This window comes from Streptomyces sp. NPDC092369 (assembly GCF_044755245.1).
Lineage (GTDB): Bacteria > Actinomycetota > Actinomycetes > Streptomycetales > Streptomycetaceae > Streptomyces.
The window spans coordinates 1,104,503-1,117,519 of sequence record NZ_JBIVQP010000001.1 but is presented as its reverse complement, the minus strand read 5'-3'; the positions used below and the strand labels follow the sequence as shown (position 1 = coordinate 1,117,519).

11 protein-coding genes are annotated in these 13,017 nt (G+C 70.3%); all 11 read left to right on the top strand.

Going from position 1 to position 13,017, the window contains the following annotated elements:
* Positions 1-161 precede the first annotated feature (161 nt).
* The 11 genes from hpnC to ACIQI8_RS04945 all read left to right on the top strand — a co-directional run bounded on the left by hpnC (position 162) and on the right by ACIQI8_RS04945 (position 12,970).
* On the top strand, positions 162-1,064 hold the full coding sequence (gene hpnC / locus ACIQI8_RS04995; protein ID WP_402345014.1) for a squalene synthase HpnC: 903 nt from the start codon (positions 162-164) through the stop codon (positions 1,062-1,064).
* Positions 1,061-2,008: a presqualene diphosphate synthase HpnD gene (gene hpnD / locus ACIQI8_RS04990; RefSeq protein ID WP_402345012.1), complete on the top strand. Its 948-nt coding sequence runs from the start codon at positions 1,061-1,063 to the stop codon at positions 2,006-2,008. The genes hpnC and hpnD overlap by 4 nt, the downstream gene beginning before the upstream one ends.
* The gene (locus ACIQI8_RS04985; RefSeq protein WP_402345010.1) at positions 2,008-2,145 is read left to right on the top strand and encodes a DUF6380 family protein; all 138 of its coding nucleotides are present in this window, start codon (positions 2,008-2,010) and stop codon (positions 2,143-2,145) included. The genes hpnD and ACIQI8_RS04985 overlap by 1 nt, the downstream gene beginning before the upstream one ends.
* Positions 2,142-3,569 (top strand): hydroxysqualene dehydroxylase HpnE, encoded by a 1,428-nt coding sequence (hpnE, locus tag ACIQI8_RS04980; RefSeq protein WP_402345008.1) that lies wholly within the window; start codon positions 2,142-2,144, stop codon positions 3,567-3,569. Before ACIQI8_RS04985 ends, hpnE begins: the two co-directional genes overlap by 4 nt.
* On the top strand, positions 3,569-4,699 hold the full coding sequence (locus ACIQI8_RS04975; RefSeq protein WP_402345005.1) for a polyprenyl synthetase family protein: 1,131 nt from the start codon (positions 3,569-3,571) through the stop codon (positions 4,697-4,699). Before hpnE ends, ACIQI8_RS04975 begins: the two co-directional genes overlap by 1 nt.
* A 119-nt stretch (positions 4,700-4,818) precedes the next feature.
* Positions 4,819-6,825 carry a squalene--hopene cyclase gene (shc, locus tag ACIQI8_RS04970; RefSeq protein WP_402345003.1) on the top strand — a complete coding sequence of 669 codons (2,007 nt, stop codon included), beginning with the start codon at positions 4,819-4,821 and terminating at the stop codon, positions 6,823-6,825.
* The gene (locus ACIQI8_RS04965; protein ID WP_402345001.1) at positions 6,825-7,466 is read left to right on the top strand and encodes a 1-hydroxy-2-methyl-2-butenyl 4-diphosphate reductase; all 642 of its coding nucleotides are present in this window, start codon (positions 6,825-6,827) and stop codon (positions 7,464-7,466) included. Before shc ends, ACIQI8_RS04965 begins: the two co-directional genes overlap by 1 nt.
* 5 nt (positions 7,467-7,471) lie before the next feature.
* Complete coding sequence (hpnH, locus tag ACIQI8_RS04960; RefSeq protein WP_124002031.1) at positions 7,472-8,494, top strand: adenosyl-hopene transferase HpnH; 1,023 nt, start codon at positions 7,472-7,474, stop codon at positions 8,492-8,494.
* Between the two features lie 4 nt (positions 8,495-8,498).
* Entirely contained in the window at positions 8,499-9,656 is a 1,158-nt protein-coding gene (gene ispG, locus ACIQI8_RS04955; RefSeq protein WP_402344999.1) for a flavodoxin-dependent (E)-4-hydroxy-3-methylbut-2-enyl-diphosphate synthase, read from the top strand.
* A gap of 27 nt (positions 9,657-9,683) precedes the next feature.
* The gene (gene dxs, locus ACIQI8_RS04950) at positions 9,684-11,588 is read left to right on the top strand and encodes a 1-deoxy-D-xylulose-5-phosphate synthase (protein WP_402344997.1); all 1,905 of its coding nucleotides are present in this window, start codon (positions 9,684-9,686) and stop codon (positions 11,586-11,588) included.
* Positions 11,585-12,970, top strand: coding sequence for an aspartate aminotransferase family protein (locus ACIQI8_RS04945; RefSeq protein WP_402344995.1), 1,386 nt, complete (start codon positions 11,585-11,587; stop codon positions 12,968-12,970). Before dxs ends, ACIQI8_RS04945 begins: the two co-directional genes overlap by 4 nt.
* The last annotated feature ends 47 nt before the right edge of the window (positions 12,971-13,017 follow it).

Sequence of the window (13,017 nt, the reverse complement as noted above, 5' to 3'; positions counted from 1 at the left end):
GACACCCTCGTACGGGACGACTGTGCGGACGGCCGGGCGGCGTGTCCGAAATAGTGTGTATTGGGTCGGCAGTGTAGAACGGGAGATGTGACGGCAATGGCTACGGAAACTCCCCAGCTCAACGGAGCTGCCTGTGCCGTCCCCGCGCCGGGAAGTGAGCGGTGACGGGAACCGGCACGCCGGCCTCCGACGATCCGGAGCGCGGCACGCTCGACAAGGCCGCGGACGAGAACTTCCCCGTGGCACCCTTCTTCCTGCCCAAGGCCTGGCGCACCGACCTGATGGCGGTCTACGGCTTCGCCCGCCTCGTCGACGACATCGGCGACGGCGACCTGGCCCCCGGCGGCGCCGACGCCCGGCTGCTCGGCGTGGAGGGCGCGGCGGCCGAGGACCGCCTGCTGCTCCTGGACGCCTTCGAGGACGACCTCCACCGCGTCTTCGACTCGACCCCGCGCCACCCCCTGCTGCGCCGCCTCCAGCCGACCGTCCGCCGCTGCGCCCTGACCCCCGAGCCCTTCCTGGGCCTGATCGCCGCCAACCGCCAGGACCAGCTCGTCAGCCGCTACGAGACCTACGACGACCTGCTCGCCTACTGCGAGCTCTCGGCCAACCCCGTCGGCCGCCTCGTCCTCTCGGTCACCGGCACCTCGACCCCCGAGCGGATCCGCCTCTCGGACGCGATCTGTACCGCACTTCAGATCGTCGAACACCTGCAGGACGTGGCCGAGGATCTCGGCAACGACCGCATCTACCTGCCCGCCGAGGACATGAAGCGGTTCCATGTCCAGGAAGCGGATCTCGCCACGGCCAGCGCGGGCGCGTCGGTGCGCGCCCTGGTTGCATACGAAGCGGAACGCGCACGCGATCTCCTGAATGAAGGCGCCCCCCTGGTGGGTAGCGTCCACGGCAGGTTGAAGCTGCTGCTCGCGGGGTTCGTGGCGGGGGGGAGGGCGGCGATCAAGGCGATCGCCGCCGCTGAATACGACGTACTTCCCGGCCCGCCCAAGCCCGGCAAGATCCAGCTGCTGCGCGAGGTGGGCGTGACTCTGCGAGGAGAGGGGTGATCCGGACCGTGGACGCACCACAGGTGTCCCCGCCGGTACTCGCCGCCTACAGCTACTGCGAGGCCGTCACCGGACAGCAGGCCCGTAACTTTGCCTACGGGATCCGCCTGCTGCCCACGCCGAAGCGGCGCGCCATGTCGGCGCTCTACGCGTTCTCCCGGCGGGTCGACGACATCGGGGACGGCACGCTGGCGGTCGAGGCGAAGGGCGCGAGACTCGAGGAGACCCGGGCGCTGCTGACCCGGGTCCGCGAGGGAGCGGTCGACGAGGACGACACCGACCCGGTCGCGGTCGCCCTCACCCACGCCGCCCAGGCCTTCCCGATCCCGCTCGACGGCCTGGACGAGCTGATCGACGGCGTCCTGATGGACGTACAGGGCGAGACCTACGAGACCTGGGACGACCTGAAGGTCTACTGCCGCTGCGTGGCGGGCGCGATCGGGCGGCTCTCGCTCGGCGTGTTCGGCCCCGAGCCCGGGGCGCCCGGCGTCGAGCGCGCGTCGGAGTACGCCGACACGCTCGGGCTGGCGCTCCAGCTCACCAACATCCTCAGGGACGTCCGCGAGGACGCCGAGAACGGGCGGACCTATCTGCCCGCCGACGATCTCGCCAAGTTCGGGTGCTCGGCCGGGTTCGACGGGCCGACCCCGCCGGAGGGCTCCGACTTCGCGGGTCTCGTCCACTTCGAAGTGCGACGGGCCCGCACCCTTTTCGCCGAGGGGTACCGGCTGCTCCCCATGCTCGACCGGCGCAGCGGCGCCTGCGTGGCCGCCATGGCCGGGATCTACCGCCGGCTGCTCGACCGGATCGAGCGCGAACCGGAGGCCGTGCTGCGCGGCCGGGTCTCGCTGCCCGGGCGGGAGAAGGCGTACGTAGCCGTGCGCGGACTGTCCGGCCTGGACGCCCGCGGTGTGACGCGGAGGACCATCAGGAGGCGCGCCTGATGGACAATTCGGTCCAAGGTGATTCCACCGGAGAAAAACGGCACGCAACCCTCCGGTCGCGGACGGCGTCCATGACTGCAACGGCCTGCCGCGCGGGGTTCGACCGCGGTGGCCGCTCGGGGGAGGGCGCACGATGAACGACGGGACGCAGTCCGAGGGGCTGCCCGCGGACGTCCCGGCACGGGCCGGGCGGGACGCCGTCGTGGTCGGCGGCGGGCTCGCCGGCATCACCGCGGCGCTCGCACTGGCCGACGCGGGCGTGCGCGTCACCCTGATCGAGGGCAGGCCGAGACTGGGTGGCCTTGCCTTCTCCTTCCAGCGCGGCGAACTGACCGTTGACAACGGCCAGCACGTGTACCTGCGCTGCTGCACCGCCTACCGCTGGTTCCTCGACCGGATCGAGGGCACGGCGCTGGCACCGCTGCAGGATCGTCTCGACGTGCCCGTCCTCGACGTCGACAAGCCCGAGGGACGGCGGCTGGGACGGCTGCGCCGCGACGCGCTGCCGGTACCGCTGCACCTGGGGCGCAGCCTCGCCACGTATCCGCACCTCTCGCTCGCCGAGCGTGCCAGGGTCGGACGTGCCGCGCTCGCGCTCAAGGGCCTCGACCTCGCCGATCCGAGCCTGGACGCACAGGACTTCGGCAGCTGGCTGACCGCGCACGGTCAGTCGGCGCGTGCCGTCGAGGCCCTGTGGGACCTGGTCGGGGTCGCCACTCTCAACGCGGTCGCGGGCGACGCCTCGCTGGGGCTCGCCGCGATGGTGTTCAAGACCGGTCTGCTGTCCGAACCGGGCGCGGCCGACATCGGATGGGCGCACGTCCCGCTGGGTGAACTGCATGACCGGCTCGCCCGCAAGGCGCTCGACTCCGCGGGAGTGCGTACCGAGATCCGTACACGAGTCACCTCCATCTCTACTGACGAGAACGGACGCTGGAGCGTTCAGGTTCCCGGCGAGACCATCGAGGCGGACACGGTCGTCCTCGCCGTGGCCCAGCGCGAGGCTCACGATCTGCTGCCGCCGGGCGCACTCGACGCCCCCGAACGGCTCCTCGACATCGCCACCGCGCCGATCCTCAACGTGCACGTCGTCTACGACCGCAAGGTGCTCGACAAGCCCTTCTTCGCCGCGCTCGGCACCCCGGTGCAGTGGGTCTTCGACCGCACCGACGCCTCCGGGCTGCGCGAGGGGCAGTACCTCGCGCTGTCCCAGTCGGCCGCCCAGGACGAGATCGACACGCCCGTGGCCGAGCTGAAGGAGCGTTACCTCCCGGAGCTGGAGCGGCTGTTGCCCGGCACCCGCGGCGCCGAGGTGAAGGACTTCTTCGTGACCAGGGAGCGCACGGCGACGTTCGCTCCGACCCCCGGCGTCGGGCGGCTGCGGCCCGGCGCCCGCACCAAAGCCCCCGGCCTGTACCTGGCCGGTGCGTGGACCGCCACAGGGTGGCCCGCGACCATGGAGAGTGCGGTCCGCAGTGGGGTGAGCGCGGCGGACGCCGCTCTCGCCGCCCTGGGCCGGCCCCGCCCCCGTCACCTCTTCGAAGTCGAGGAGGCGGCGTGATGCTCGATCAGCAGGCGGCAGGCGACCCCCGCACCTCCGGTACCGCAACAAGAGGAGAGACTGTGCCCACTGTGCCCCCGGCCTCGACGGCTGCCGACGCGGTGGACGTGACCGCGCTCCTGGAGCGCGGCCGGACCCTGGCCACACCGGTACTGCGGGCGGCCATCGACCGCCTGGCCCCTCCCATGGACACCGTTTCCGCCTACCACTTCGGCTGGATCGACGCCGACGGCAACCCCGCGCACGGCGACGGCGGCAAGGCCGTACGTCCCGCCCTCGCGGTGCTGTCGGCCGAGGTCACCGGCGCCGCGCCCGAGATCGGCATTCCCGGCGCGGTCGCCGTCGAGCTGGTCCACAACTTCTCGCTGCTGCACGACGACCTGATGGACGGCGACGAACAGCGCCGTCACCGTGACACCGTCTGGAAGGTGCACGGGCCCGCCCAGGCGATCCTGGTCGGCGACGCCCTGTTCGCCCTCGCCAACGAGGTGCTGCTGGAGCTCGGCACCGCCGAGGCCGGCCGCGCCGCCCGCCGCCTGACCTCCGCCACCCGCGCCCTCATCGACGGACAGGCCCAGGACATCTCCTACGAGCACCGCGACCGCGTCAGCGTCGAGGAGTGCCTGGAGATGGAGGGCAACAAGACCGGCGCCCTGCTCGCCTGCGCCTGCTCGGTCGGCGCGGTGCTCGGCGGCGCTGACGACTGGACCGCCGACACCCTCGAGAAGTACGGCCACCACCTCGGCCTGGCCTTCCAGGCCGTCGACGACCTCCTCGGCATCTGGGGCGACCCGGTCTCGACCGGCAAGCAGGCCTGGAGCGACCTGCGCCAGCGCAAGAAGTCCCTGCCGGTGGTGGCCGCGCTCGCGGCGGGCGGTCCCGCCTCCGAGCGGCTCGGCGAGATCCTCGCCGCGGACGCCAAGAGCAGCGACTTCGAGAACTTCTCCGAGGAGGAGTTCGCGGCCCGCGCCGCCCTCATCGAGGACGCGGGCGGCCGCGAATGGACGGCCGAGGAAGCACGCCGTCAGCACACCACCGCCATCGAGGCCCTCGACGCCATCGACATGCCCGACCGGGTGCGGGCACAGTTCGCGGCGCTCGCCGACTTCGTCGTCGTACGAAAGAGATGATCACTATCGGTCGAATAACCCTCGCGTAGTCGCCGACCGGTGCCCTGGGCACCACCCGCGCACCGGCCGACGGCGGACCCACAGCAGCACGATTTGAACGACTGCACGAAGGGGAAGCCATGACAGCGACGACCGACGGAAGCACCGGGGCTTTGCCGCCCCGCGCTGCCTCGGCCCGCGAAACCGACAGCACGACCCCCGTGGCGGCGGGGGGACCGGACGCCGCCGTACGGGCCGTACAACGCGCCACCGACTACCTGCTGTCGCGGCAGGACCCCCAGGGTTGGTGGAAGGGCGACCTGGAGACGAACGTCACCATGGACGCCGAGGATCTGCTCCTGCGTCAGTTCCTGGGGATCCGCGACGAGGAGACCACGCGCGCCGCCGGGCTGTTCATCCGCGGCGAGCAGCGCGAGGACGGCACCTGGGCCTCGTACTACGGCGGTCCGGGCGAACTCTCCACCACCATCGAGGCGTACGTCGCCCTGCGGCTGGCCGGTGACGCGCCGGACGCCCCGCACATGGCGAAGGCCTCGGCGTGGATCCGCGAGCGCGGTGGCGTGGCCTCGGCCCGGGTCTTCACCCGGATCTGGCTCGCCCTGTTCGGCTGGTGGAAGTGGGAGGACCTGCCCGAACTCCCGCCGGAGCTCATCTTCTTCCCCAAGTGGGTCCCGCTCAACATCTACGACTTCGGGTGCTGGGCGCGGCAGACCATCGTCCCGCTCACCGTCGTCTCCGCGAAGCGGCCGGTGCGGCCCGCGCCGTTCGCGCTCGACGAGCTGCACACCGACCCCACCCGGCCGAATCCGCCCAAGCCGCTTGCTCCGGCGGCGAGTTGGGACGGTGCCTTCCAGCGGCTCGACAAGGCGCTGCACCGGCTGCGCAAGGTCGCGCCGCGCCGGCTGCGCAGGGCGGCGATGAACTCCGCCGCCCGCTGGATCGTCGAGCGGCAGGAGAACGACGGTGCCTGGGGCGGCATCCAGCCGCCGGCCGTGTACTCGGTGATCGCGCTGTCCCTGCTCGGCTACGACCTCGAACACCCCGTGATTCGTGAGGGGTTGGCGTCCCTGGACCGGTTCGCCGTCTGGCGCGAGGACGGGGCCCGGATGATCGAGGCCTGCCAGTCGCCGGTGTGGGACACCTGTCTCGCCACCATCGCGCTGGTCGACGCGGGCGTGCCGGCCGACCATCCGCAACTCGTCCGAGCGGCGGAGTGGATGCTCGGGGAGGAGATCGTCAGACCCGGCGACTGGGCCGTGAAGCGACCTCAACTGCCGCCTGGTGGCTGGGCGTTCGAGTTCCACAACGACAACTACCCGGACATCGACGACACCGCCGAGGTGGTCCTCGCGCTGCGCCGGGTCCGGCATCACGACCCGGAGCGGGTGGAGAAGGCGATCGGGCGGGGGGTGCGCTGGAACCTCGGGATGCAGTCGAAGAACGGGGGCTGGGGCGCCTTCGACGTCGACAACACCAGCCCGTTCCCCAACCGGCTGCCGTTCTGCGACTTCGGGGAGGTCATCGACCCGCCGTCGGCCGACGTGACGGCGCACGTGGTGGAGATGCTGGCCGTCGAGGGGCTCTCGCACGATCCGCGCACCCGGCGCGGCATCGAGTGGCTGCTCGCCGAACAGGAGCCGAACGGCTCGTGGTTCGGGCGCTGGGGCGTCAACTACATCTACGGCACCGGGTCCGTCGTACCCGCCCTCGCCGCCGCGGGACTGCCCGGCTCGCACCCGGCGATCCGACGGGCGGTCACCTGGCTGGAGTCGGTCCAGAACGACGACGGCGGCTGGGGCGAGGATCTGCGCTCCTACGACGACGCGGAGAAGTGGAGCGGCCGCGGGGCCTCGACTGCCTCGCAGACGGCGTGGGCGCTGATGGCCCTGCTGGCGGCCGGGGAGCACGACTCCAAGGCCGTGGAGCGGGGGGTGGAGTGGCTCGCCGTCACCCAGTTGGAGGACGGTTCCTGGGACGAGCCCTACTTCACCGGGACCGGCTTCCCGGGGGACTTCTCCATCAACTACCACCTCTACCGGCAGGTGTTCCCGCTCACCGCTCTTGGCCGGTACGTGCACGGGGAGCCCTTCGCGAAGAAGCCCTTCCCAGAGGCCGAGGGGGGCTGATGAGCACACAGCCCGCACCGGCCCCGCTGCTGATCGCCTGCGCCCTCGGCATCGAGAGCCTCGCGCTGCGCAGCCGCGACCACCGCGGGGCCGACGGGCCGGTCACCGTCCTGCGCACGGGCATGGGACCGGAGGCCGCCGAGGCTTCCACCACCCGGGTGCTGGCCCAGCCGGAGCTCGCGGGGGCCGCCGTCCTCGCCACGGGCTTCTGCGCGGGCCTCGCCCCGGGGATGCACCCCGGCGACCTGGTGGTCGCCGAGGAGACCCGGCACTCGCGCGGGAACGTCCCGTGCGTCGGAACCGACCTGCTGGTCAAGGAGCTCATGCGCGCCGTGCCCGGCCGCACGGTCCATACCGGACCGCTCACCGGCTCCGATCACGTCATCCGCGGTCACGAACGGTCGGAGCTGCTCGCGACCGGCGCAATCGCGGTCGACATGGAATCCGCGGCGACGCTCCTGAGCGCCGTACGCACCGGTGAGCGCCCCGTTGCGGCCGTACGGGTGGTCGTGGACGCTCCTGAACATGAACTCGTCCGGATCGGCACGGTGCGCGGTGGAATATCAGCTTTCCGCGTCCTTCGTTCCGTACTTCCAGCTTTCTTCGAATGGCACCGTTCTTTGCTGCTCCCCAGGAGGTGAGCCAGATGGCCATGCCGCTGCGCCAGTCCATCAAGGTCGCTACATATTTGGCCGAACAGAAGCTCCGTAAGCGGGACAAGTTCCCGTTGATCGTGGAGCTCGAACCTCTCTTCGCGTGCAACCTGAAGTGCGAGGGCTGCGGCAAGATCCAGCATCCGGCCGGAGTGCTCAAGCAGCGCATGCCGGTCGCGCAGGCCGTCGGGGCGGTGCTGGAGTCCGGTGCGCCGATGGTGTCCATCGCGGGCGGTGAGCCCCTGATGCACCCTCAGATCGACGAGATCGTGCGGCAGTTGGTGGCGAAGAAGAAGTACGTCTTCCTCTGCACCAACGCCATGCTGCTGCGCAAGAAGATGGACAAGTTCACGCCCTCGCCCTACTTCGCCTTCGCCGTGCACATCGACGGGCTGCGTGAGCGCCACGACGAGTCGGTGGCGAAGGAGGGTGTGTTCGACGAGGCGGTGGCGGCGATCAAGGAGGCCAAGAAGCGCGGCTTCCGGGTCACCACCAACTCGACCTTCTTCAACACCGACACCCCGCAGACCATCATCGAGGTGCTCAACTTCCTCAATGACGACCTGCACGTGGACGAGATGATGATCTCGCCCGCGTACGCCTACGAGAAGGCGCCCGACCAGGAGCACTTCCTGGGCGTGGAGCAGACCCGGGAGCTGTTCAAGAAGGCCTTCTCGGGCGGCAACCGCAAGAAGTGGCGGCTCAACCACTCCCCGCTCTTCCTGGACTTCCTGGAGGGCAAGGTCGACTTCCCGTGCACCGCGTGGGCGATCCCGAACTACTCGCTCTTCGGCTGGCAGCGCCCCTGCTACCTGATGAGCGACGGGTACGTGCCCACGTACCGCGAGCTGATCGAAGAGACCGACTGGGACAAGTACGGCCGCGGCAAGGACCCGCGCTGCGCCAACTGCATGGCGCACTGCGGCTACGAGCCCACCGCCGTCCTCGCCACCATGGGGTCCCTGAAGGAGTCGCTGCGCGCCATGCGCGAGACGGTCTCCGGAAACCGGGAGTAGCACGATGACCGCCATCTCCTTGGGAGTCCCCGAGGTACCGGCCCGGCCGATCGCCGAGCGACGCGTGTCGCGGCAGATCCATGTCGGGCCGGTGGCGGTCGGGGGCGGCGCCCCGGTGTCGGTGCAGTCGATGACGACGACCCGCACATCCGACATCGGGGCCACCCTCCAGCAGATCGCCGAACTCACCGCGTCCGGCTGCCAGATCGTGCGCGTCGCCTGTCCCACGCAGGACGACGCGGACGCGCTGGCGACCATCGCCAGGAAGTCGCAGATCCCGGTGATCGCGGACATCCACTTCCAGCCGAAGTACGTGTTCGCGGCGATCGAGGCGGGTTGTGCCGCGGTTCGCGTCAATCCCGGCAACATCAAGCAGTTCGACGACAAGGTGAAGGAGATCGCGCGGGCCGCGAGGGACCACGGCACGCCGATCCGGATCGGCGTCAACGCCGGATCGCTCGACAAGCGGCTGCTGCAGAAGTACGGCAGGGCCACACCGGAGGCACTCGTCGAGAGCGCGCTGTGGGAGGCGTCGCTCTTCGAGGAGCACGGCTTCCGGGACATCAAGATCTCGGTCAAGCACAACGACCCGGTCGTGATGGTCGAGGCCTACCGCCAGCTCGCCGCGCAGAGCGACTACCCGCTGCACCTCGGGGTGACGGAGGCGGGCCCGGCCTTCCAGGGCACGATCAAGTCGGCCGTCGCCTTCGGGGCGTTGCTCAGCCAGGGCATCGGCGACACCATCCGGGTCTCGCTGTCCGCGCCGCCCGCCGAGGAGGTGAAGGTCGGCCTCCAGATCCTGGAATCGCTGAACCTCAAGCAGCGGCGGCTGGAGATCGTCTCCTGCCCGTCCTGCGGGCGTGCCCAGGTGGACGTCTACAAGCTGGCCGACGAGGTCACGGCCGGCCTGGAGGGCATGGAAGTCCCGTTGCGGGTCGCCGTCATGGGGTGCGTGGTGAACGGACCCGGTGAGGCGCGCGAGGCGGATCTGGGGGTCGCCTCCGGCAACGGCAAGGGGCAGATCTTCGTCAAGGGCGAGGTCATCAAGACCGTCCCCGAGTCGAAGATCGTGGAGACCCTCATCGAGGAAGCGATGAAGATCGCCGAACAGATGGAGCAGGACGGCGTCGCGTCGGGGGAGCCGGCCGTCACCGTGAGCTGAACAGCACGGACCGAAGGGGGCCCGAGCGTGACGATTCTGGAGAACATCCGGGGACCACGCGACCTTAAGGCGCTGTCCGAGGCGGAACTCGGTGAACTGTCCGAAGAGATCAGGGAGTTCCTGGTGCACGCCGTGGCCAGGACGGGCGGTCACCTCGGGCCCAATCTGGGGGTGGTGGAACTCTCCATCGCCCTCCACCGGGTCTTCGAGTCGCCGGTCGACCGCCTCGTGTGGGACACCGGTCACCAGAGCTACGTACACAAGCTGCTGACAGGCCGTCAGGACTTCTCGAAGCTGCGCGGCAAGGGGGGCCTGTCCGGCTACCCCTCCCGCGAGGAGTCAGAGCACGACATCGTGGAGAACAGCCACGCGTCCACCGCGCTCGGCTGGGCCGACGGGCTCGCCAAGGCCCGTCAGGTGCAGGGGGAGAAGGGCCATGTCGTCGCGGTGATCGGCGACGGCGCGCTCACCGGCGGGATGGCGTGGGAGGCGCTGAACAACATCGCGGCCGCCAAGGACCGGCCGCTGATCATCGTCGTCAACGACAACGAGCGCTCCTACGCGCCCACGATCGGCGGCCTCGCCAACCACCTGGCCACCCTGCGCACGACCGACAGTTACGAGAAGGTGCTCGCCTGGGGCAAGGACGTGCTCCTGCGCACCCCCGTCGTCGGCAACACCCTCTACGAGTCGCTGCACGGCGCGAAGAAGGGCTTCAAGGACGCGTTCGCGCCGCAGGGCATGTTCGAGGACCTGGGCCTGAAGTACGTCGGTCCGATCGACGGGCACGACCTCGGGGCCGTCGAGTCGGCGCTGCGCCGGGCGAAACGGTTCCACGGGCCGGTGCTCGTGCACTGCCTCACGGAGAAGGGGCGCGGCTACGAACCCGCCCTCGCCCACGAGGAGGACCACTTCCACACCGTCGGCGTGATGGACCCGCTCACCTGCGAGCCGCTCACGCCGTCCAACGGGCCTTCCTGGACCTCGGTGTTCGGCGACGAGATCGTCGCGATCGGCGAGGAGCGGGACGACATCGTGGCGATCACCGCCGCCATGCTGCACCCGGTGGGGCTCGGCAAGTTCGCCGCGCGCTTCCCGGACCGGGTGTGGGACGTCGGCATCGCCGAGCAGCACGCGGCCGTCTCCGCGGCCGGTCTCGCGACCGGCGGGCTGCATCCGGTCGTCGCCGTCTACGCCACCTTCCTCAACCGTGCCTTCGACCAGCTCCTGATGGACGTGGCCCTGCACCGCTGCGGGGTCACCTTCGTCCTGGACCGGGCCGGCGTCACGGGCGTCGACGGAGCCTCGCACAACGGCATGTGGGACATGTCGATCCTCCAGGTCGTGCCCGGCCTCAGGATCGCCGCACCGCGCGACGCCGACCAGCTCCGCGCCCAACTGCGCGAGGCCGTCGCCGTGGACGACGCGCCGACGCTGATCCGCTTCCCCAAGGAGTCGGTGGGACCGCGGATCCCGGCGGTGGACCGGGTCGGCGGAATCGACGTCCTGCACCGGGGCGAGCGGCCGGACGTGCTCCTGGTGGCCGTCGGCGTGATGGCGCCGGTGTGTCTCCAGGCGGCCGAGCTGTTGGCGGCCCGGGGCATCAACTGCACGGTCGTGGACCCCCGTTGGGTCAAACCCGTCGACCCGGCGCTCCCGGGCCTCGCCGCCGAACACCGGTTGGTGGCCGTCGTCGAGGACAACAGCCGGGCCTCCGGCGTCGGCGCGGCGGTGGCGCTGGCGCTGGGCGACGCCGAAGTCGACGTACCCGTACGGCGGTTCGGCATCCCGGAACAGTTCCTCGCGCACGCCAAACGCGGCGAGGTACTGGCCGACATCGGCCTCACGCCGGTCGAGGTGGCGGGACGGATCGGCGCGAGCCTGGCCGTCAAGGAGCAGCTGGACGGCCCAGTCAAGGAGAAAGCTGAATGACCAAGGAGTTCGACCTCGCCGCGCTGCTGGCCGAGCGCGGAGCCGAGCGCTACGAGCTGCACGGCAAGTACCTGAACCACCAACTGCCGCGCATGCTGCACACGATCGGCTTCGACAAGGTCTACGAGCGCGGCGAGGGCGCCTACTTCTGGGACGCGGACGGCAACGACTACCTGGACATGCTGGCCGGGTTCGGGGTGATGGGCCTGGGACGCCACCACCCCGTCGTCCGCAAGGCGCTGCACGACGTCCTCGACGCCGACCTCGCCGACCTCACCCGCTTCGACTGCCAGCCACTGCCCGGGCTGCTCGCCGAGAAGCTGCTGTCCTACAGCCCGCACCTGGACCGCGTGTTCTTCGGCAACAGCGGCACGGAGGCCGTGGAGACCGCGCTGAAGTTCGCCCGGTACGCCACCGGGAAGCCCAGGGTCCTGTACTGCGACCACGCCTTCCACGGCCTGACCACCGGCTCCCTGTCGGTCAACGGCGAGGACGGCTTCCGGGACGGCTTCGCCCCGCTGCTGCCCGACACGGCGGTCCCGCTCGGTGATCTAGACGCCCTGGACCGGGAGTTGAAGAAGGGCGATGTCGCCGCGCTGGTCGTCGAGCCGATCCAGGGCAAGGGCGTGCACGAGGCCCCGCCCGGCTATCTGCGGGCCGCCCAGGAGCTGTTGCGCCGGCACAAGGCGCTGCTCATCGCGGACGAGGTGCAGACCGGCCTCGGCCGCACCGGCGACTTCTACGCCTACCAGCACGAGGAGGGCGTCGAGCCGGACCTGGTGTGTGTGGCCAAGGCCCTGTCCGGCGGCTATGTGCCCGTCGGTGCCACCCTCGGCAAGGACTGGATCTTCAAGAAGGTCTACTCGTCGATGGACCGGGTGCTCGTGCACTCGGCGAGCTTCGGGTCCAACGCCCAGGCCATGGCGGCGGGTCTGGCCGTCCTTTCCGTCATGGAGAACGAGCAGATCGTCGCCAATGCCCGGGTGACAGGGGACCTGTTGAGGACGCGGCTCGCGGCGCTGATCGACAAGTACGAGCTGCTCGCCGACGTGCGCGGCCGGGGCCTGATGATCGGCATCGAGTTCGGTCGGCCCAAGTCGCTGAAACTGCGCGGCCGTTGGACCATGCTGCAGGCCGCGCGCAAGGGCCTGTTCGCGCAGATGGTCGTCGTACCGCTGCTGCAACGGCACCGGATTCTCACCCAGGTCTCCGGCGATCACCTGGAGGTGATCAAGTTGATCCCGCCGCTGGTCGTCGGTGAGCGGGAGGTGGACCGGTTCGTGGACGCGTTCACGGCAGTCATGGACGACGCGCACAGCGGCGGCGGGCTGATGTGGGACTTCAGCAAGACGCTGGTGAAGCAGGCGGTCGCCAACCGCTAGAGGCATTTTTTGTCTCTGAGGCAAGAGATTTGCCCCAGAGACAAGCC